This is a genomic window from Gracilimonas sp. B-17, assembly GCF_056857935.1.
Genome location: NZ_JBSXOA010000006.1, coordinates 1 through 21336, shown reverse-complemented (window position 1 = coordinate 21336; position 21336 = coordinate 1). Strand labels below are relative to the sequence as shown.

Sequence of the window (21336 nt, the reverse complement as noted above, 5' to 3'; positions counted from 1 at the left end):
GGGTCCATATACTGATTTTATTGAAGGTGACTCTAGCGCAGGGGTCCCACCCGTTCCCATCCCGAACACGGCCGTTAAGCCCTGCAGCGCCGATGGTACTGCCACAAGCGGTAGAGTAGGTCGTCGCCTTCTTCCTTTTTACATAAGCTCATCCACTCAGGATGAGCTTTTTTTTTGCCAAGAATTACAGAAAAGCCCCTCAGGAATGGTTATATTAAATACCCGTTCCATGTAATTTAGTAATCAAAGGACACAACATTGGATTTTCAAAGATTTTTAGAAGACTATAAGAAAAAGCTCTCCAATATTTTTTCTGAAAGGAAAGATGCAAAAGATAATACTCTTATAAGAGGTATTGAAGATGATACTTTAAATGAGATCCTGGATCTCTCTCCCCTTGCCTCTTTTATCCCAACTGAATACGGCGGTTACGGTGCTCACACTGCTGAAGCATTAAGTATGCTTGAAGCGAGTTCATACGAGTCACTTCCGTTGTCACTAATGATGGGGATAAATGGTGCTTTATTTCTACAACCGGTAGCGAATTACGCGACTGAAGATGTCAAAAAAGAGATATATGACAGGGTTATCAACTCTAATAAACTTGGAGGTTTGATGATCACAGAACCGGAATTTGGTTCTGATGCTCTTAAAATGCAGACTTCTTACCAAAAAGTTGGTGAAGATGAATATAGGATCAAAGGCACCAAACACTGGGGTGGTTTAACTGGAATGGCTGATTACTGGTTGATTACAGCAAGAGAAATGAATGAGAATGGCTCCCTCGGAAGGGATATTTCATTCTTTATCCATGACACTCGTAACGGTGGAATAGAGGTTGAAGAGTATTACAATAATCTGGGCCTGTATATGCTACCTTATGGTAAGAATAAGGTAAATATTACAGTAGGTGAAGATCATAAGCTTCAACCAAAAAGTACTGGTGTTACGATGATGCTGGATCTCCTGCACAGAAGCAGATTGCAATTCCCCGGAATGGGAATGGGATTCTTAAGAAGAATGATGGATGAGGCTATTGATCATTGTAAAAACAGATTGGTTGGAGGCCAAAGTTTGATAGATTATGATCAGGTTAAACATAGGGTTTCTGTAATTCAAGCCTATTTTACGGTATGTTCTGCAATGTGTAACTTTACCAGTACACATGTTCCTTTGGATAAAAATACTTCGAGGATGGATCTGGAAGCTAATACAATCAAATCACTGGTAACAGATTACATGCAACGTGCTTCACAATCTTTATTACAGTTGAAAGGAGCTATGGGCTATAGATTAGATAGTATAGCAGGCAGGTCTGTTGTTGATAGTCGCCCATTTCAAATATTTGAAGGTTCAAATGATATTCTATATCAACAGATGACTGAATCTGTATTGAAAATGATGAGAAAGCTAAAGAAACAGAATCTGCAGGATTTTTTAAGTGAATTTCATCTGACTCAAAGATCTTCAGAATATTTCACAGACTTGTTAGACTTTGAGGTTGATCCTAAAATGCCTCAAAGAAAATTAGTTGACCTTGGAAAAGCTCTTGGAAGAATAATTTCAATTGAGTTTACCCTGACTTTAGGGGATAAGGGTTTTAATAAAGAACTCATCCAAAATGCAGTTCTGGTTCTTCAGGATGAGGTTAATTCAATCATTCAAACCTACAAAACTGGCGGAAAATCTGATATAGTTCTAGACTACAAGAATGATAGTTCTTGGTTTAAACTTTCTATGGTGAATGCCTGAGAATAAACAGATAGTTGTCATTACCGGAGCCGGGATCAGTGCTGAAAGTGGACTATCGACTTTCAGAGACGCAGGAGGCCTGTGGGAAGGTTATGACATAAATGAAGTTGCATCAATTGAAGGTTGGAGATCAGACCCCGAAAGGGTTTTGGAGTTTTACAATCTAAGGCGCAAACAAGCATATGAGGCAGAACCCAATTTAGCCCATAAAGCTTTAGTTCAGCTTCAAGAACATTATGAAGTTCAGATCATAACACAAAATATTGATGAGCTTCATGAGAAAGCCGGTTCAAAGGATGTACTTCATCTTCATGGCCAAGTCTCAAAAGCAAAAAGCAGTTTAGTGAATGATCATATTGTTGATATAGGGCATCAACCTATACAGATCGGAGATAAAGCAGCAGATGGATCACAATTGCGACCACATGTGGTTTGGTTTGGAGAATTGGTTCCTAACCTGAACATTGCAGCTGAGATCACCTCAAAAGCGGATATACTTATAGTTATAGGAACCTCCCTTGCAGTGTATCCGGCTGCCGGTTTGATCGATTGTGCAAAACAGAGTATTGATAAATATATCATAGACCCTTCTGAACCAAAGTTTCATGATATATATGGATGGCATCATATAAAAGAAAAAGCCGGTTCAGGTACACCAAAATTAGTTAACAAATTAATTAGAAAGAGATAAAAATGGCTGAGCGAAAAGCTAGCGAAGAGGAAAAAGGTATTTTAGAACAGTTCATGATACCATTCTATCATGTTGAGAGGCGAATTCCGCTATTTCCCGGAAAGGCATCAATTGAATCAGAAGCCGGTTTATTTGGAATTACGGAAGGTGAGCTAAAAACTTTTCGGGATAATATGAATGAAAATGCCCGTGAGGCTGCATTAGAAATACTAAAAGATGACGATATAGTTGATTGTCTGGATAAACTACCTATTGATGGAGAAGAGACGATCGTAGCTTTTGGAGACTCGATTACTGAGGATGCCCAGGGATGGTTCACAATACTAAAACATGTATTGGAGATCTCAACCGAAGAAGCAGATTTTAATTTTATAAATGCAGGTGTGTCTTATAATACTACGAGTGAAGCTTTGAGACGGATCGACAGAGATGTGATCATCCATGATCCGGATTGGGTTATAGTGGCATTAGGGACTTTTGATGCACAACGCTTAAATATTGCACCTCATCGAACTTTAATGCCTCTTTCTGAAACATGGGAGAATATTGAAACGATTCAGACCATATTGGATGAAAGAGTTTCAAACCCTGTGATCTGGGTAACGCCGGCACCTGTCATTACTGATATGCTCAATGAAAACCCACTGTACGATTTTACTATCGAAAAGAAAGATCTTAGTCAGGTTCAGGAATTGATCGCCGGAAAACAAGGGGCAATTATTGATTCAACAGCACGGCGCATGGGAGAAGGTGAACCCCAGGCATGGAATTATTTACCGGATGGTCTGCATCATTCTTTGTCAGGACATATGGAAACAGTGAAAGCCATAATAAAAAAATTGGCTGAACCTAAAGATTGATCCTGAAATTAAGCAAGTTCACAGTTGGGGTAAGATTAGCTCGGATCTGATCATTGCTGATATCATACGTGTTAAATAATGACGGGGAAATAAAACCAACACTTTTTCCATTATTGAATGATACTGCGATCAATCCATCAGCTGTTTTAGAAGGACTAAAAGCAGAAGCACCCGGTATGATTCGATCTGAAAGAATAAATGAGTCAATGATGCCAAAACCAAAACCGGCTATAGCTCCGGCAGATGCCCCATACTGAAGTCCTTTAACTATGGGTTCATTAGCAATAAGCATTACTGAACTCGCAATTACGGACCCGGCAGCCGCACCGTAAAATGTATCGAGAAGAACAATGATAGATGAATTATTTCCATCATTAAATGTTCCTGTAACGATCATTGAACTTCCGTTTGTTTGAGAGATATCATAGGCTCCAACTCCGATACCATATAGTGTGCCTAAACCAACACCAACTCTTAGTGGCGCAAAATCTGAGTCATTGGTTAAACCCATAACAGCTCCTCCCAAGAGTGTGCCATTAACGGTTCCGTTTAGAGTATTTCCGGCAAGTAATTCAATGGATTGAGACTTAACCGTGTTCGAACTAAATAAAAAAGTTAAAATAAGAACTAAAGCTGTAGTGACTTTCTGCATTCCGTAATGATATTTTTAAATTAATTTAGTGAATATTGAAAGTTAAAGCTAAGCTTAACCGGGGTCATTAAGAGCAACGGGCAATACTTTGCCATTATAAAACTGATGCCCATTCAGGATGAAATCAGCAATATAACTTCCCATTTGGTTGGGTGAGACAGGCGCCTCAAATCCCGGAAAAGCTTCAGATAGCATTTCTGTTTGTACGGCACCAATTGCCAGGCAGTTAACACTGATATGATCTTCGGCAAACTCAGCACTTAAAACCTCAGAAAGGCCAATTACTGCGGCTTTAGCTGCTCCATATGCTGAAAGACCGGGAAATTTCAAACTACCCTGGAATCCGGACATACTAGATATATTCAATATGTGACTTCCATTATTCATAAAAGGTTTTAGTGCTTTCACTAACCGAACGATACCAAATACATTCACATCCATTAGATTTTTAAAAACTTCAATATCGGTGTCAACAAATGACTCTCTATGTACAAGACCTGCATTATTTATAAGGCCATCAATATTACCAAGTTCTTTGGCATGATCGGCAATTTTTTGAATTTGTTCAGGAATAGTGAGGTCGGCAGCAACAGGTAGTATTTTGCCGTTTTCAGGTTTTGATGCAAGTTTAAGAAGGTTGCTTTCTGTTCTTGCAGTGGCTATGACGGTGTGCCCCTCATTAGCTAATTTCAGAGCTGTATGATATCCTATTCCCCGACTTGCTCCGGTAACAATAATTGTTTTACTCATAAGGTTAAGTGAATGATGCCTAGGTTAATATATTCTATAAAAGCAAATGTAAATTGTTGGGTTAAGTTCCCAATAGCTTGGAAAAAGCGCTTTTTTAATGGTAAATTTCTTATCAATAAATTTAAAATTAAAGTAAGGCTTACTTAATGAATTCAAAAACCGGCAAACCATTAGTTCCTAAAAATATTGAAATTCTTAAGCCTTACGTAGCCGGTAAAACTATCGCTGAAGTAGTCGACCTCTATAAGCCTGAAAAGGTTGCTAAACTTGCTTCAAATGAGAACCGTCTCGGGTGTAGCCCAAAAGTAAAAGCAGCGGTCGATGAAGCATTCAAACAAATTCAGGACTATCCAGATCCTGTTGCAAGAAAATTAAAGGCTGCGATTGCAGACCGAAATAATGTAAAACCGGAAAATGTTATTTTAGCAGCCGGCTCTGAAAGTATTATATCCATACTCTGTAAGACTTTTTTCCTGAATAAAGAAAATGCGATAACAGCTGAGGCAACATTTGTAGGTTTCTTTGTTCAGATCGGGGTAAGAGGCGTACACTTAAAAAAGATCCCGATAACTTCTGATTACAAATATGATTTGAAAGCTATCGCCAATGCCATCGATGAAAATACTAAGATGGTTTATATCGCCAATCCAAATAACCCAACCGGCACTTACAATACGAAGGAAGAATTTGATGACTTTATTGAGAAAGTTCCTGAGGATGTATTAGTGGTTGTGGATGAGGCTTATTACGAATACGCTAAAGATATTAAAGACTATCCACAGGCTTTAAATTATGATCGGAATAACATAATCGTGCTACGCACCTTCTCTAAAGCATATGGGCTTGCAGGATTCAGGGTAGGATATGCAATAGCTCATGAAGAACTTATCAAAAACATGATGAAGACGAAGCTTACCTTTGAGCCTACAACTTTAGGCCAAGCTGCTGCATTAGCTGCCTATCACGATGATGAGTTTTTAAGGAAAAGTGTTGCTGTAGTTGAAAAGAGTAAAACCCGATTATATAAATTTTTTGATGATCAAAATGTGAATTACATGCCATCAATTTCTAATTCAGTGATGATGATCCTGCCTTCGGAAGAAGAAGCGATTGACTTTACTCAGAAAATGCTGGAAAAAGGCGTAATCCTTCGTAGAATCAATGCCTTCGGTTTACCAAATTGTATAAGAATTACAGTAGGTTTACCGGATGAAATGGAACATTTTGAACAATCTTTTCTACAGTGCTCATAACATTTAACACTTATAACTAAGTATAAAGGTTTATTCGGCTAACCGTTATGCCGTAACCTTAGAGATGAATTTTTAAGTTAGTTTACAATATTTGCATTATGGCCAAAAAGAAATCGGCATCTAAGAATAAGAAATCACCAAAGGTTGATTGGAAAAAAGTAGCTCAACTTATGCTCACTTCACGGGCAATGGATGAGAAAGAAGAAAATGAGTTGGTACCTAATAAAGAGGTGCTTTATCAATTTTCAGCACGCGGTCATGAATTGGGGCAGATTCTATTAGGTAATTTGTTGACCAATAAACATGATTCTGCGAGTGCATATTACCGATCGAGGCCCCTGCTTTTAACTTTGGGACTTTCAGAGGAAGATGCCATGGCTTCACCCATGGGTAAATCCGGGGGGTATAGTGATGGACGTGATATTGGCGTGGTATGTAATAAACCAGATGCTGATGGTCCTAAGGTTCTTCCTATGGCCGGGGATGTAGGATCTCAATATACTCCGGCTATCGGTTGGGCCCAGGGTATTGAATACCGCCGTAACGTACTTCAGGAAAAAGAATATGAAAAAGCTATTTCAGTCATTCTGGGAGGAGATGGTTCAGTTGCAACAAATGGATTTTGGTCTGCACTGACTATTGCTACAACTCAAAATCTTCCGGTCCTGTTTTATATTGAAGATAATGGATACGGTATCTCGGTTACCAGTGAATATCAAACACCGGGAGGAAAGATCACGAACAACCTTCAATCATTTAACAACCTGAAGATCTATGATGGGGATGGAACGGATCCTGAGGAAGCAGCCACCCTGCTTGAAGAATCGGTGAATTACGTGCGTGAAAGAAAAGGGCCTGCGATGATAAGGCTTACAGTTCCCCGGTTAAACGGTCATTCCTACCAGGATAATCAGGCTTATAAGGATGAGGAGCTGATCAAAAAAGAGCAGGGCATGGATCCGCTTGAGAAATTAAAAACATTTATGGTACCTGATAAGATCACTGAACGTACCTGGAAAAACTGGGAAAAAAAGGCAGGAAAAACGATCGAAGAAGCTTCAAAAGCCGCCTTATCCAGGCCGGAACCGGACTCCACCAAAACAGAAAAATTTGCCTTTGCTGAGGATGAGGTTCAGCATATAGGAGGTCTGGCAGTTGGAGGACATGAGTTTCCAAACAGTACCGAAGAACCCAAACCTGAAAAACAGCGTATTAATATCGTCGAGGCCATTCGCCGTACCCTTAGATATGAACTTGAAACCAACCCTAAACTAGTGGTCTTTGGAGAAGATGTTGGGAAGAAAGGAGGGGTGCATGCTGCCACGATGGACCTTCAATCACAGTTTGGGGAGGAAAGAGTATTTGATACGAGTCTTTCAGAGGAAGGTATCATTGGTCGAGCGGTAGGCCTTGCCTATCAGGGGTTGATGCCGGTAGCCGAAATTCAGTTTCGAAAATATGCTGATCCGGCAACTGAACAACTGAACAATTGTGGGACCACCAGATGGAGAACGGCCAACCGTTTTGCAGCTCCTATCGTGGTACGAATGCCGGGTGGGTTTGCTAAATGCGGTGACCCTTGGCACAGCATGAGTAATGAAGTATTCTTTACACATGCAATTGGTTGGCAAGTCGCGATGCCGAGTAATGCTGAGGATGCTGTCGGCCTTTTACGTTCGGCTATGAGGAGTAACAATCCAACGGTCTTTTTTGAACACAGAAACCTGCTGGATGCAAAATACGCACGAAAACCTTATCCCGGAGATGAGTTTATTGTTCCGTTTGGAAAAGCTAAAAAATTACGGGATGGTGAGGACATCACCATAGTCACCTGGGGAGCTATGTGTGAGCGTACTGAGGAAGCGGTTGATAAAACCGGAGTTTCCGCGGATGTATTAGACCTAAGAACATTGATGCCTTGGGATAAAGAATCTATTTTGGAATCTATTCAGCGAACAAACCGGTGTCTTATTGTTCATGAAGATAACCGTACAGCCGGTTTCGGTGCAGAGATCGCGGCGGTACTTGTGCGCGAAGCCTTTCAATTTCTAGACGCTCCTATTGAAAGGGTGACTATGCCTGATATTCCTGTTCCTTATAATGTTAGCCTAATGGAATCGGTTCTTCCCAATGTCCAAAAGATCTCAGATTCCATTGAAGATTTGATCAAATTCTAAAAAGCGTAAATACATGTTACATGAGTCTTTTTTAATTTATCAATTATAGAGATTACGTAGTGTAATCAATACTTTGTGTCGTCTTTATAATTTCATCTTTATTTTTTGAGACTTAGAACAAAGATCATAATCGGATTTATATTTGTGAGCCTGCTATTAGCTATAGTAGGTTTTGTGTCGGATCACTTTACCGGTGAAATTAGACAAGCACAACTGAACACAGTCAATAACGCTTCAAGTGTAGTGATCTACACCGGTGAACTTGAAAGGAGTCTGTACCAGAGTCTGATCTTTTTGAACGGTATTCGTGAAGCTTATCAGATCGAATCAAATTATACTACTGTTCAGGAGCTACCTTCGGTAACAGACCTGAGCGATAAGTTTGAAGCTGAGCTTTCAAATTTTGAGGAGGCTTTTTCAAAACTCGATTCGCTGATCTCTGAGAATGAACAACTGCCTGAAGATCTTAGCGATCTATTCAACAGTTATAAGGTCTACAGGTCCATTGCCAGAGAATGGTTGATTTTGGGAGCAGAGAATTCAACCCAGGCAAACTTGATGTTTATAACTTCCATTGAGCCTTATTTCAGGAATAACATAATTCCGGAGATCACAAAAACCCGGACATTTGTGTTGGAGATACAGAGTAATAGAAACAAGACATTGACCAAGTCTCTTGAGGAAGCGGCTCTGATAAATTACATCGCAACTATTTTGTCTGTAATGTTTGCTGTAGGTTTGGCGGTCTATATCTACCGTTCAATTTCAAATCCATTAGAAGAGGTTAGCCGGACAGCAAAAAAACTGGGTGAGGGTAATTTAGATGAACGAATAGATTATAAAACGAAAGATGAGATCGGTGATCTTGCTGAAGCATTTAATACGATGGCTTCAAGGCTCCAAAAGTCCACTGTTTCAAAGGCTTATCTGGATAATATCATTGAGTCGATCCAGGAAGCACTTTTTGTGGCAGATACCGATGGAGTTTTAGTAAGAGCAAACACAGCTGCTGCTAAGCTAACCGGTTATACCAAAGATGAAATGCTGAACAAACCTTTGACGCATTTCTACAATTTCACTGAAATGGGTGAGGTCTACGATCAAAAAAGAAAGAATGATCATTGGTTTGAATTTTCTTTGATCCATAAGAACTCACGGACTATACCGGTTTTATTCTCTGAGGCTGAATTGCTAGACAACAACGGTACCAAAGTTGGAAGTGTAGCAGTTGCAAGTGATATAACTGAACGTAAGAATGCTGAACGCCAGATCAGAGCATCGCTTAAAGAAAAAGAAGTAATGTTAGCCGAGATCCATCACCGTGTAAAAAACAATCTTGCCGTTATTTCCGGGTTACTTCAATTGCAAAGTTTCAATGCAAAAAACACTGATGTACAGGATGCTTTAACGGATAGTCAGGTCAGAATTCAGTCTATTGCTTTAGTTCACGAGATGCTCTATGAAAGTGAGTCATTGGCATATATAAAATACGATAAATATATCAATGACCTCTTACAGGCGATAAGTAGCATGCATATGAGTGAAGATAAAAGCATCGAAATCACTACTAATGTGCAACCGATTGCTTTGAGTATCAACCAGGCAATTCCTTTTTCATTGCTAATAACCGAATTGATAGTTAATGCTTACAAGCATGCATTCAATGGAGAAAAAACAGGTAAGATCCAATTGGATGTTCAGATGGATGGGGACATAGTGAATATGGTATTAAAGGATGATGGTCATGGTGTTGATATCAACGAATTCAATAATTCAGATTCACTTGGGGCAACATTGATAAAAACCTTAAGTAGCCAGTTGAAGGCTGACTTCCAGATCGTTGATAATTCAAATATCAGAGGCAGTAAATTTCAGGTTAGGTTCGAAAGAATAGGTTAGTAATAGTTCGCTCAAAAAATTTAAGTAACAAAGCTCTTAAAAAATCGTAGTTTCGTTCAGGATCAAGAGAAAATGATCCAAACTTTTACTCAATAGATTAAAGGGCATATATAATTGATCGATAGGCGTACTTACATATTGCTAATTACCGGTTTGGCTGGAATCATTTTGTTTTTCATGTTACGCCCGAATATCGATTACTATGCGTCGGGACCGATCAGTGAGAGTAAGAATCAGGTTGAACAGAAACTCAATGACCTTGCCCCTCAACTTGGGTTTTCTACTGACACACTTGCAGTAATGTCAATGAGGAGACAGCATCTGGAATATTATGAAACCCTCACCGATACAGTGTCAATTGAGGCTAGTCCTGCCAGGTTTAATGAAGCCGGGATGCATATTCAGAGTTGGGAATCAGTTATTGGGAGGTCTCATAAGAGCAACAGTGCTTTTGCTTCAATTGATGGGCTATTTGAGGATGCAGGTTTACTCAAGTTCAATGTATCGAACACCGGCCGTATAATAAGGATCTATAGCAGCCCGGAAAGACCTAACCCGATCTTCATCAAGGGCGACTCCCTGTTATCACTTGCATCAAACGTGGTGCAAAATATTTTATCATATGACCTTGCAAGCTACGAGCTAACGCAGGATGTTTTGGATAACGAAACAGAATTAGCAGGTGAAGGGCAAAATTCTCCCAGGAATCTATCCTCAAATTCACCCGGAGAATCATTGCGAATACAATGGGAAAGAAAACCGGGCGAGATCAACACACCTGAGAATCTGATCCTTGAGTTGACGCCTGTAGTACGGGAAATTGATGATGAATCGGGATTCAGAACAGAGTTTGGTTTTAGTATTTCATCATTTGAAGCAACAGATGCATATGAGCCGAAAAAATTAGTAGCCAATGCATCCGAAGAGGGGTCAGAGGATATGATGTTTTCCTACGTGCTTTTCTCAGTTTTACTAATATTGGTGATCCTTATTTTTGCGGTTGGAACCAGAAATATATTCAAAGGGAAAGTCGAATGGCGACGGGCACTGGCGATCTTTGTCCTGATATTCTTAGGTGTATATGGGTGGCGGGCTATCTTCTTCATGTACAGTTATGATCCGTTTATGAATAATGCAGGCGTGTTCATTGGGACGATCAATAATTTACTATTTGGTCTTGTAGTAGGGCTATACGCTTCTCTCGCTTATATCAGTTGGGAAGCTTTGGCTCGTTCTCAGTCTCAAAAGCAAGTCAATCTGGTTGATGCACTATGGCAACGAAATTTCTTTTTAAGTGAAACTGGTGCTGCACTGATTCATGGCGTTGCCCTGGGTGGAATTGTGATCGGTATGATGTCAGTACTTTCATATGCATTCGGTGTTGTTCTCATTCAGGCTGACAGTCAGTTTGGTTTTGCTGAGGCCGGGATCACACCTAAAGTATTGACTATGAACATGAGTGCATGGACAACCACATGGTTAGTCACAACAGGGCAGATCGGGTTTATCTATTCATTACTAAAAAACTGGATAAAAAAGGATTGGTTGGTAAGCGTTCTGTCGGTGATTCTAATTGGTATTAGTATATCTGTTTTAGGAAGGCTGATAGGTACAAATGGCACAATTTGGCAAGATGTTGGAATTTATACTGGTATTGCCATCTTATTTGTATATGCGATAAAAGAATATGGATTATTGAGTGTGAGTACTGCCTGGTGGACCTTCACTGTTTTCTTTTTAACCCTGCCTTATATGGGGGCAGATTCTATTGAAATATCTTACGTGGCATGGGGCCAGTATATATTGATGGCGGGTGTTTTAGTTTATGGCTTTGTTATTTATAGGTTTGGTACATCGGTGACTCAGGTTGAGGAGTATATTCCTGAATATGAAGAACGAATAGCCCAACACCTCAGGGTTGAGAAGGAGATCGAAATAGCGAGGGAAAGTCAATATAAGTTGATGCCTCTACAGCCACCAATTTCCAATAATTTTGATGTATATGGTTTTTTTATGCCATCATTTGAAGTTGGGGGTGACTACTTTGACTATATAATGGCAAAAGATGAAAATGGGAATGCATCATCTTTGACCATGACTATTGTAGATGTGTCGGGTAAATCGATGCGGGCAGCTATGCCGGCAGTATTTACCAGTGGGTTATTATTATCTCGCATAAAACATGACTGCCCGGACGAAATACTTTCTGATATTACCGAACCACTTTTTGATCGAACAGATAAAAGAACGTTCATAACTTGTGTGCTTGCCCGTCTTGATATAGAATCTCAAAAACTGGCCATAGCGAATGCCGGTCATTGCAGGCCGATCCTTAAAAGAAATGGTATTGCTGAATATATTCACACTCCAAAACCTTCTTACCCCCTGGGAATGCAAAGGCATGTTCAATATGGACGTGAGGTTTTAAATGTGAAGAAGGGAGATTTTTTCCTTCTATATTCAGATGGACTACCCGAAGCCGTGAATGAAAAGGGGGAAAGATTTGGTTTTGATGAAGTACCCAGGTTAATAGAATCTATTGATACAGATAATCTGAGTGCGAAGGAGATCTCACAGGAGATAAAAAGAACTGTTCAAAAATTCAGTAACTATCAATTGGCTGATGATACCACTATCATATGCCTGAAGATATAGGGTAGAAATTTATCAAGATTTCAAAATTCCGTAGTAATTTATTTGCAACAAGCACATTTATCCTGTGTTATTGTGAAACAGTGCTGCAGGAAATCATAATTAAACAAGACCAACCAATAAAATAACATGGCTCAAGAACAAGATTTCGAATTTAATGTTCCGCCACAGTTTGAGAAAGTCACGAAAAATATCCGGACGATTATAATCGGATTGATCGTTTTGTTTCTTGGATTCACAACATTTTTTACGGTAGATCCGGAAGAAGTGGGTGTGGTAGTGCGGTTAGGAAAATATGTAGAAACAGTTGAACCGGGACTTAACTATAAACTACCGATCATCGATCAGGTAGAATTGGTTCCTGTTGAAAGGCAACTCAAACAGGAATTCGGTTATAGAACCGTAAATGCAGGTGTGCAATCACAGTATCAAAAAGCTGGTTATGAAGATGAATCCCTCATGTTAACTGGTGATCTGAACCTGGCTGATGTAGAATGGGTAGTTCAGTACCGAATTAATGACCCTTATAGTTATTTGTTTAAAGTGAGAAATGCAGAATCCACTCTCTCTGATATCTCTGAAGCTGCCATGCGTCAGATCGTTGGAGACAGGACAGTTAATGAGGTATTGACTGTTGGTCGTGCTGAAGTAGCTATTGAAGTACAAAACCTGATACAATCATTAGTACAAGAATACGAACTTGGAATAACCATTGAACAGGTTGTATTACAGGATATCAATCCACCAAATCCGGTAAAACCTTCATTCAATGCTGTTAATGAGGCTCAACAACAACGGGAAACACTGATTAATCAGGCAAAAGCTGATTACAACAGAGTTATACCAAGGGCTCGTGGGCAGGCGGAAGAAACTATTCAAAGAGCTGAAGGTTACGCATCTGAACGGATCAACAATGCTCAGGGTGAAGTTTCTCGATTCAATGATCTTTATGCTGAGTACATTAAAGCCCCTCAGGTTACTAAACAACGAATCTTTTTAGAAACAATGGAAGACATCATACCTAAAATGGGTAACAAAACGATTACGGATGAAAGTGGGAATAACGTTCTGCCTTTGCTACAAATGCAGATAAACGGAGCAAAGACATCTTCACCTCAGAATAATAATAACGGAGGTAATTAAGATGGGACAGGCAAAAGGAATAATCTTAGCAGTAATTGGTTTAGCTATAGCTCTTACAGCATTTGATGGAGTTTATATTGTGCATGAAACCGAACAAGTGATCATAACTCAATTTGGTGACCCAGTAGGTGATGCAGTAACAGAGCCGGGTTTAAAATTTAAGATACCGTTCATTCAGAAAGCGAACTTTTTTGATAAACGATATCTGGAATGGGACGGCGACCGAAATCAGATCCCAACGCGAGACAAGAAATTCATTTTTGTGGATTCCTATGCACGTTGGCAGATAACGGATCCTCTTCAGTTTTACCAACGCCTTGGTAACGAGAGAGGAGCTCAATCCCGACTGGATGATATTCTGGATGGTGAAACCCGAAATGCCATTGCTGCCCATGACCTGCTTGAGATCGTAAGATCAAGTAACCGTGAACCTGATACTACAGGTGCATTGATGCTGGAAGTAGTAGAAGACTCATTGGAAGATATCAATACCGGGCGCCAGCAAATTCAGGAAGATATTCAAGAACTGGCTAATCAAAGAGCTGCAGATCTTGGGATAGCCATTCTGGATTTTCGAATTAAAAGAGTCAATTATGTGGAAGATGTACGCCAAACCGTTTACGACCGCATGATTTCTGAGCGTAACCGAATTGCAGATGAGTTCAGATCAGAAGGTCAGGGTGAAGCCTCCCGAATCAATGGTGAGAAGGAAAGAGATCTGGCTCGTATACAATCTGAAGCATTCCGTGAAGCGGAGATCATTCGTGGTGAAGCTGATGCCGAAGCGGCTGCGATCTACAATGCGGCCTATAATCGAAATTCTCAGTCAAGAGAATTGTATTCGTTTATCAGAACTATGAATGCTTACACTAAAACAATTGATAAAGAAACGAATATCATACTTTCCACAAACAGTGACTTCTTCCGCTATTTAAATAGCATTGATTAGGAAGTTTACCACATAATGGTATTTTGAAGCACGGGTGTATAACCCGTGCTTTTTTTATGTAAACTAATTTTTCCTCTTATGAGTAAAAAAGAAATGCTTGCCCGCTTTATTGTAGGTATTATGGTATTTGGTCCGATCTATGGTATAGGCTTATACATTTTTTCAGATACAGGCTTCACTTGGTTTGAAACTGTTTTTGTATCCATTTTATGGTCTGCCGGTATGGTCCTTTTTGAGACCTTCTGGCAGAAATGGAAGAAGCCTTCAAAACCAAAGGAGTGAATTCCATTTTTAAAGCCTCTCTCCATAGGCTCTGCATACTCCTCGTTCCGAACGCATGCCTGAACCTCCGGTTCAAAAAGTTGGGAATGATATAATAATGGGAGCTATGATTATGAGATTCAACAACCTCTTTCACCCGGCTCTCTAAAAAATCTATACATAAACATCCCCTTTAAACTGAGCCGAATGATAGAATGACTTGATAATCCATAATTCCGCTCATTGTGAATTTTTTGGTTTGTCTGATTTACAAAGACAAGGGGGATGAATGTAGTCATCTAAGCAGGGTCCTAACCACCTCGTTACATAGGCTCCGTATTTGAACGAACTGACTATTCTCCATTTTCCACCATCAAATACAACTGAACGATCCGCAACTCATCATAAGGGATGGCCTCATCCAACTCATCAAAAACCGGACGAAGCAATTCATGCCCATGTTTATCAAACGCTTTCCGAACCTGCTTCATCTCAGCTTTATTAAGTGAAGAAATATCCAGTAAATGATCATTGGGGAGGGACTCCCCGGCTTTTACGAACTTAACCAGGTTGCTGATCACGGTTCCATCTTTAACATCAAAATGGGAAGCAATGTCTTTAACAGATCGTCCATCTCGAAACATTTGACCAACTTCATATGGGCGACTTTTTTTGCTCAGTGTTTTTTTAACAGGTCTATTTTTGGGTTGAGCCGATTTGGAACGTTCTTTGAGGTCATGCTGCTGACTATATTCTATGATCACATCTAAAAAATCAGCCCCATATTTCTTGGATTTGGCCCGGCCCACCCCGTGGATCTTAAGCAAACTCTCTTCGCTCTGCGGATAATAATAAGCCATCTCGATGAGTGTACTGTCCCCAAAAATGACAAAGGGAGCAACTCCCTGATTGCGTGCAAGGTCCATTCGTTGTTTTTTGAGCAATTTGAACAAATTCCGGTTGAAATCCAGTGATTCAATATCGGATTTTGAGTTTTTGGTTCGCTTTTGCTCACCGGGCTCTTCGATCACCCCATATACCTCCTGATCCCCCTTAAGGATCTCCATGGCTTTTGGCGTCAGCTTCAAACTTTTATGGTCAAATTCCCGCACTATGATATCCTGTTTCATCAGTTCGCGATAGACCTGCTTCCATTCCGGCCGACTCAGATCTTTTCCTATTCCATAAGTTGACAGATTATTGTGACCAAACCTCAGTACTTCTTTTCGGCGTGAACCGACAAGAATATTCTTGATGTGATGATATCCGAATTTTTGATCAGTTCGTGCCATGGTGGAAAGGAATTTTTGAACGGGGACGGTGATATTTTCCCTCTCCGGAGTATCGCCTGTGCAGAAGTCGCACATGCCACAATTTGGTTCATTGAAATGCTCCCCAAAGTATCCAAGCAATTTGATCCGGCGACACTGATGAGCCTCAACATAATCCATTAGCTTTTGTAGGTGCTCTTCAGCAACTCGTTGTTCTTCTCCAGATTTCTGATTAATGAAATAGCGGATCTTTCCGGCATCCCCATAACTAAACAGAAACAGACAATCGGACTGCAAGCCATCCCGACCGGCGCGACCAATTTGCTGGTAATATGATTCAACATTTTTTGGCATATCATGATGTACCACAAATCGCACATCCGGCTTGTCGATGCCCATACCAAATGCGATAGTTGCCACAATGATATCCACCTCATCCCGTATAAACATATTCTGGTTTTGAGTACGGATGGATTCTCCAAGTCCTGCGTGATAGGGTAATGCGTTAAAGCCATTGGTGTTCAGGTCCTGCGTAAGTTCATCCACCTGATTACGGGAAAAACAATATATGATACCCGACTCCTCCTCATGCCGTCGTAGAAAATTAATGACTTGCTGCAACGGATTGCTTTTGTTGATGACATCCAGATATAGGTTTTTCCTATTAAAACTGGCGACGAAGGTGTTAGCGTTGGAAAGTCCCAGTGAGTTTGCAATATCCTTTTGAACACGTGGAGTAGCAGTTGCAGTCAAACCAAGCGCGACCGCATTATCAAATTTTTCTGTGACACTTGATAGCTGTCGGTACTCAGGACGAAAATCATGACCCCACTCGGAGATGCAGTGTGCCTCATCAATGGCAATGCATTCCACATTCAAACCGGAGAGAAGATTCAGAACGTTACCTTTAAGTAAGGTCTCCGGTGCCAGGTAAAGCAGATCCAGTTTATTTCTGCGGATCTGATCGAGGGTGGCCTCATATTTCTGCGGTGAGAGCGAACTGTTCAAATAAGAAGCCGAAATACCATAAGCGGTAAGCTGATCGACTTGATCTTTCATGAGTGATATAAGAGGAGAGACCACGATCGTCAACCCATCAAAAAGCAGTGCCGGGATCTGGTAACAAAGTGACTTACCTCCACCGGTAGGCATGATGGCCAGGGTATCCTTTTTATTAAGGACGTTTTGAATAATGTCTTTCTGCAGTGACCGGAATGCCTCAAACCCGAAAACTTCATGAAGTACGTGTTCTGCTTGCTGGATATCCGGCATGGTATCGATAGTAGTTTGTGAATAATTCATCGTCTTTTTCTAAGGTAAGAGCTATGAATACCGAATTCCTTACAGATTTTTTGAGAAATTATTAACTATAGGTAGGAAAGTATGGTCCAAAGTAGGGGTAATTCATGAATTACCCCTATGTTGAGAATGGTAAGATAGAGGTAATGAAATGGAACGCGGATAAAGCGAATGTTGCGGATAATCACGGAAAAAGATTGAATTAAAGATCAGTAAAATCTGCCCAATTCGCCTCTTCTGTATTCCATTCAGAGGCATCTATCGATCATCCTGAAAGGATGAAACACGAATAACTCCGGGTGAAGCTTGCGGAACCCGGAGCTAAACCACGAACAGGCCAGCAATCCTGAAGGGTTTCAACTAAATACTTATACTGGTGACGATCGCTCTGCGTCGTCACTTGTATACTACATAGTAAAAGAAATAGGGTAGGTTGATACTGCATGAGTGACCATCTGCTTAACCCTCCTCATCCGCGTTCTATTCTGATGTCTCTACAACTTCCTCAAAATCAACATCCAGCATTTTACTCAGTATATCTTTGCTTTTTGTGGTGTTGATGTGGGCCCCCATTTTCATGAGTAAGTTATAAAGCCCCAGGTGCACGCGTGTGGTGTATAAGAAATGCTGAGAACCGCGAGGTTCATTGCCGATCGGCGCATCTTTTGTGAAATATTTGATGGTGTTTCGGTACTCTTCATTTCCAAAATCAAAAACTTCGTATTTATAAGGTTCTGCGAAGGTCATTCCATAGTTGCGTGCAAACTTAAAATAGCGTTCTTCATTTTCAGGGCTATCTGAGTCAGGGTTGATGACCTTGAGTTTCTCATAGAGGTCCCGGATGGCATCCTGGTCATCTTCCAAATGTGTGGGAAGCAGCCGCAGGTAATCCATGAAAAAGGATCTTGGAAATTTCTTCACGCATCCAAAGTCAATGACACCTAATTTGCCATCAAAGGTAAATAGAAAATTTCCGGGATGTGTATCGGCATGCACATAATCCATATCCTGGATCTGCTGATGGAAGAAATCCCATAGCAACTGACCAAAATGATCACGGTTTTCCTGGTCCGGGTCTTCTTTAAGGAATTCTCCCAAATGCCGTCCTTCCAGATAGGTCATGCATAAAACCTTATCTGTCGAAAACTCCTCGATCCACTCCGGCATCACGATGTTCAATCCTCCAAATCGCTCGCGAAAGAGATCTATTTGCTTTCCTTCCTTTATATAGTCGGTTTCATCCAACAAAGTAGCTTTAACTTCATCAAAATACGGATCAATGCTGGCACCTCTTTTAACGATACGTTTAACCAGGATCTTAGCAAGAGCTAGATCCGAATCGATGGTCTCCCGCACATTGGGATATTGAATTTTGATAGCTACTTTTCGTCCGTCCTTCAACTCTGCTTTATGCACCTGACCAATGGATGCGGCTGCAAACGCCTCTGATTCAAAATGCTTAAAGATCTGCTCCGGATAGCCGCCCAATTCTCTCTTTATAATAGAACGAACCAATGCTTTATTTATAGGCGGAACCGAATACTGAGCCTGAGTCATTACCTCGGCAAATTCTTCAGGCAAGAAACCCTGATCCATGCTCATGCCCTGAGCGATCTTCAGAGCGGTTCCCCTGAGATTGGTGAATTCCTTAAAGACCTCTTTGGCATTTTCGGTATGGAAATCATTATCAGAATCACCATTCGACTGACCGGTCTTCTTTTTCAGATATCGCTTGGCGTAGTTGGTTCCAACCTTGATACCTGTTTTGGCAATTCGACTGCCGCGCTCAAATTTTGATGAAGGAAAATCTTTACTCATTCTTTGGGGCCTCTTCTTCGTCTTCATCCGTTATTTCAACATCAAATTCCTCATCTTCTTCAAACCAGCTTGAGACCCAATCATTGAGGTCTTCTACCTGTTTATTGAATCCAAAAGCATTGAAAGAATACTTAGCGAGATCGAATCCCTTATCAATAATCTTTGAGTAGGCCAGCTCTTCAATAAACCCGGTGATCTTATCAGTAAGGGCAAAAGTTCGTTCCTGACCGTTACTCTCATCTTCCAACCAAAATTTGATCAGGAAAAGAAACTGTGTTTTTAGGGAAGCGTAAAACCAATCACCAATAAAGAATCCGGCACTGGTTGCGATATTGCCATCCGAAGTGAAAAAGTCTCTAAACAACGACCTGATCTGATGTTGGAACTCACTTTTTGTGGTACATTTCCATTCAAATTTGTCGAAAGTTTCCTCTACAAACTTTCTGTCTTGCTCCATCATGTCAAAAAGAGTGAAGGCAAAATTAGAAAGTTTCTCACTGATAGAGTAGGAATCGAAATCCGGTATCTCACTGATCATCGCCCGATATCTTATTACCAATGAAGGATAATAGAATCTGAGAATGGCATTCTTGTTAGGAAATACCGAGTAGATCTCGGAAGCTGATCTTTCGGTTTTATCAGTCAGATTCGCAATCGTGAATTTGTCATTATTATATAAGCTTATCGCAACTTCCGTAAGTTCAATTTTTAAATTTAATTCTTCGGTATTCATGATCTTTGATTTATTCATTGGTAAAACGAATGCGTAAGTCTTTCAGTTCGTTGCTACGAGAGAAATTGAAAAATAGTTTTCATTGGTTATTTTCATCGACTTTAAAATTGATTTGATATATGGCGGGATCTTACAATCAACTTCATAAACGGGATGCACTGTTTTTATTTCTTTCAGGGATATTCCTGACGGCCCTAGTGTTGGGAAACGTGATCGGTACCACAAAATTTGTAACACTATTTAGTATGGAGTTGCCCAATTGGTTGCGATCCATTACGCCTTCTACTGTTCGGGATGAGTCAATATACACCATGAGCGTACCGGTAGGAGTGTTAGCTTACCCCTTTACCTTTTTAGCTACCGACCTGATCTCGGAATTATTTGGACGGAAAAAAGCACAGCTTGTAGTGTGGGTTGGTTTCTTTATGAACTTCTTTATGTTGTTATTGATGTCGGTGGGGCATTGGTTTCCGAATACAGGAGGAGTTAGTGGAGGTATTCAACTATTTGAAGGGGTGTACGAATTCATGGTAGGGAATACCATTGCCAGTATGATCGCATACCTGACCGCACAAACTGTGGATGTTCGTCTGTTTCATTTTTGGAAGAACCTTACCGGAGGGAAACATTTGTGGCTGCGGAACAATGCATCAACTATGTTAAGCCAACTTGTAGATTCCACAGCAATTTTAACCATTTTATATCTTGTCGGGAACCTCGGAGTAAACGTAAATTCTGTCGCCACGCTCATTATCCTTATTATCAATTCATATTTATTTAAGTTTTTCTTTGCACTTTTTGATACTCCTCTCTTTTATTTGGGAGTGAGGTTTCTTAAACACTACGATGAAGACCCCTCAGGGCACTCATTATACGATTCTGAATAGCACAGAAGTTTTTATAAAAAAAGAGAAATTTATTTCAAAAAATACTTGCGGTGAATAGGGTGCAGCCCCTATCTTTGTAATCCTTTCAAGGAAACGAAAATCGCTGACCAAACAGATGTTTAGTCGGCATTTTTTTTCGCTGAAAGTTTAGTTCTTAGACATAATGAAGTATAGATCAGATTGTTTGTGCGAGCGAGAGCTTGTTCAATTCTTTGATGCATTAATTTGCATAGAAAATGACCAAGAGCGTAGGGTCAGCTCACAGAGTATATATTAGATATTTACAATG

Annotated in this window: 16 protein-coding genes and 1 rRNA gene; 12 read left to right on the top strand and 5 right to left on the bottom strand. The window is 40.3% G+C overall.

Annotated features, from left to right (window positions below; genetic code table 11):
- Positions 1–22 precede the first annotated feature (22 nt).
- From rrf to AC13FX_RS00320, 4 genes are all read left to right on the top strand, one after another.
- A 5S ribosomal RNA gene (gene rrf / locus AC13FX_RS00335) occupies positions 23–132 on the top strand.
- A 126-nt stretch (positions 133–258) separates the two neighbouring features.
- Complete coding sequence (locus AC13FX_RS00330) at positions 259–1752, top strand: acyl-CoA dehydrogenase family protein (RefSeq protein ID WP_482878417.1); 1494 nt, start codon at positions 259–261, stop codon at positions 1750–1752.
- The gene (locus AC13FX_RS00325; RefSeq protein ID WP_482878416.1) at positions 1745–2443 is read left to right on the top strand and encodes a Sir2 family NAD-dependent protein deacetylase; all 699 of its coding nucleotides are present in this window, start codon (positions 1745–1747) and stop codon (positions 2441–2443) included. Before AC13FX_RS00330 ends, AC13FX_RS00325 begins: the two co-directional genes overlap by 8 nt.
- 2 nt (positions 2444–2445) lie before the next feature.
- Positions 2446–3303, top strand: coding sequence for an SGNH/GDSL hydrolase family protein (locus AC13FX_RS00320; protein WP_482878415.1), 858 nt, complete (start codon positions 2446–2448; stop codon positions 3301–3303).
- Here the strand turns inward: AC13FX_RS00320 and AC13FX_RS00315 are convergent.
- Both AC13FX_RS00315 and AC13FX_RS00310 read right to left on the bottom strand, forming a co-directional pair.
- Positions 3293–3955 carry a hypothetical protein gene (locus AC13FX_RS00315; protein WP_482878414.1) on the bottom strand — a complete coding sequence of 221 codons (663 nt, stop codon included), beginning with the start codon at positions 3953–3955 and terminating at the stop codon, positions 3293–3295. The two genes, AC13FX_RS00320 and AC13FX_RS00315, sit on opposite strands and share 11 nt — an antisense overlap.
- A gap of 54 nt (positions 3956–4009) precedes the next feature.
- Positions 4010–4705, bottom strand: a complete 696-nt coding sequence (locus tag AC13FX_RS00310) for an SDR family NAD(P)-dependent oxidoreductase (RefSeq protein WP_482878413.1) — start codon at positions 4703–4705, stop codon at positions 4010–4012.
- Between the two features lie 146 nt (positions 4706–4851).
- On the opposite strand from AC13FX_RS00310, the gene hisC reads away from it, so the two are divergent.
- From hisC to AC13FX_RS00275, 7 genes are all read left to right on the top strand, one after another.
- The gene (gene hisC / locus AC13FX_RS00305) at positions 4852–5958 is read left to right on the top strand and encodes a histidinol-phosphate transaminase (RefSeq protein WP_482878412.1); all 1107 of its coding nucleotides are present in this window, start codon (positions 4852–4854) and stop codon (positions 5956–5958) included.
- Between the two features lie 98 nt (positions 5959–6056).
- Positions 6057–8135 (top strand): alpha-ketoacid dehydrogenase subunit alpha/beta, encoded by a 2079-nt coding sequence (locus AC13FX_RS00300; protein ID WP_482878411.1) that lies wholly within the window; start codon positions 6057–6059, stop codon positions 8133–8135.
- Between the two features lie 105 nt (positions 8136–8240).
- The gene (locus AC13FX_RS00295) at positions 8241–10034 is read left to right on the top strand and encodes a histidine kinase dimerization/phosphoacceptor domain -containing protein (protein ID WP_482878410.1); all 1794 of its coding nucleotides are present in this window, start codon (positions 8241–8243) and stop codon (positions 10032–10034) included.
- Between the two features lie 177 nt (positions 10035–10211).
- Positions 10212–12689, top strand: a complete 2478-nt coding sequence (locus AC13FX_RS00290; RefSeq protein WP_482878409.1) for a PP2C family protein-serine/threonine phosphatase — start codon at positions 10212–10214, stop codon at positions 12687–12689.
- Positions 12690–12815: 126 nt separating this feature from the next.
- Positions 12816–13829 carry an FtsH protease activity modulator HflK gene (gene hflK, locus AC13FX_RS00285; RefSeq protein ID WP_482878408.1) on the top strand — a complete coding sequence of 338 codons (1014 nt, stop codon included), beginning with the start codon at positions 12816–12818 and terminating at the stop codon, positions 13827–13829.
- 1 nt (position 13830) lies between these two features.
- Positions 13831–14778 carry a protease modulator HflC gene (hflC, locus tag AC13FX_RS00280; protein WP_482878407.1) on the top strand — a complete coding sequence of 316 codons (948 nt, stop codon included), beginning with the start codon at positions 13831–13833 and terminating at the stop codon, positions 14776–14778.
- Between the two features lie 78 nt (positions 14779–14856).
- The gene (locus AC13FX_RS00275; RefSeq protein WP_482878406.1) at positions 14857–15060 is read left to right on the top strand and encodes a hypothetical protein; all 204 of its coding nucleotides are present in this window, start codon (positions 14857–14859) and stop codon (positions 15058–15060) included.
- A 332-nt stretch (positions 15061–15392) separates the two neighbouring features.
- Here the strand turns inward: AC13FX_RS00275 and recQ are convergent, their stop codons facing one another.
- The 3 genes from recQ to AC13FX_RS00260 all read right to left on the bottom strand — a co-directional run bounded on the left by recQ (position 15393) and on the right by AC13FX_RS00260 (position 20160).
- A complete protein-coding gene (gene recQ / locus AC13FX_RS00270; protein ID WP_482878405.1) occupies positions 15393–17612 on the bottom strand; it encodes a DNA helicase RecQ in 2220 nt (739 codons plus the stop codon).
- A 477-nt stretch (positions 17613–18089) separates the two neighbouring features.
- Positions 18090–19427, bottom strand: a complete 1338-nt coding sequence (locus AC13FX_RS00265) for an ABC1 kinase family protein (protein ID WP_482878404.1) — start codon at positions 19425–19427, stop codon at positions 18090–18092.
- Entirely contained in the window at positions 19420–20160 is a 741-nt protein-coding gene (locus tag AC13FX_RS00260) for a hypothetical protein (RefSeq protein ID WP_482878403.1), read from the bottom strand. Before AC13FX_RS00260 ends, AC13FX_RS00265 begins: the two co-directional genes overlap by 8 nt.
- Positions 20161–20279: 119 nt before the next feature.
- On the opposite strand from AC13FX_RS00260, the gene AC13FX_RS00255 reads away from it, so the two are divergent.
- Positions 20280–21047 carry a queuosine precursor transporter gene (locus AC13FX_RS00255; protein WP_482878402.1) on the top strand — a complete coding sequence of 256 codons (768 nt, stop codon included), beginning with the start codon at positions 20280–20282 and terminating at the stop codon, positions 21045–21047.
- Positions 21048–21336 lie beyond the last annotated feature (289 nt).

What these genes read in the sequence shown, in the direction of transcription:
- recQ (WP_482878405.1), bottom strand. Translation starts at nt 17,612, where the DNA reads ATGAATTATTCACAAACTACTATCGATACCATGCCGGATATCCAGCAA.
- AC13FX_RS00315 (WP_482878414.1), bottom strand. Translation starts at nt 3,955, where the DNA reads ATGCAGAAAGTCACTACAGCTTTAGTTCTTATTTTAACTTTTTTATTT.
- AC13FX_RS00290 (WP_482878409.1), top strand. Translation starts at nt 10,212, where the DNA reads ATGTTACGCCCGAATATCGATTACTATGCGTCGGGACCGATCAGTGAG.
- hflK (WP_482878408.1), top strand. Translation starts at nt 12,816, where the DNA reads ATGGCTCAAGAACAAGATTTCGAATTTAATGTTCCGCCACAGTTTGAG.
- AC13FX_RS00255 (WP_482878402.1), top strand. Translation starts at nt 20,280, where the DNA reads ATGGCGGGATCTTACAATCAACTTCATAAACGGGATGCACTGTTTTTA.
- AC13FX_RS00260 (WP_482878403.1), bottom strand. Translation starts at nt 20,160, where the DNA reads ATGAATACCGAAGAATTAAATTTAAAAATTGAACTTACGGAAGTTGCG.
- AC13FX_RS00310 (WP_482878413.1), bottom strand. Translation starts at nt 4,705, where the DNA reads ATGAGTAAAACAATTATTGTTACCGGAGCAAGTCGGGGAATAGGATAT.
- hflC (WP_482878407.1), top strand. Translation starts at nt 13,831, where the DNA reads ATGGGACAGGCAAAAGGAATAATCTTAGCAGTAATTGGTTTAGCTATA.
- AC13FX_RS00320 (WP_482878415.1), top strand. Translation starts at nt 2,446, where the DNA reads ATGGCTGAGCGAAAAGCTAGCGAAGAGGAAAAAGGTATTTTAGAACAG.
- hisC (WP_482878412.1), top strand. Translation starts at nt 4,852, where the DNA reads ATGAATTCAAAAACCGGCAAACCATTAGTTCCTAAAAATATTGAAATT.
- AC13FX_RS00325 (WP_482878416.1), top strand. Translation starts at nt 1,745, where the DNA reads ATGCCTGAGAATAAACAGATAGTTGTCATTACCGGAGCCGGGATCAGT.
- AC13FX_RS00265 (WP_482878404.1), bottom strand. Translation starts at nt 19,427, where the DNA reads ATGAGTAAAGATTTTCCTTCATCAAAATTTGAGCGCGGCAGTCGAATT.
- AC13FX_RS00300 (WP_482878411.1), top strand. Translation starts at nt 6,057, where the DNA reads ATGGCCAAAAAGAAATCGGCATCTAAGAATAAGAAATCACCAAAGGTT.
- AC13FX_RS00275 (WP_482878406.1), top strand. Translation starts at nt 14,857, where the DNA reads ATGAGTAAAAAAGAAATGCTTGCCCGCTTTATTGTAGGTATTATGGTA.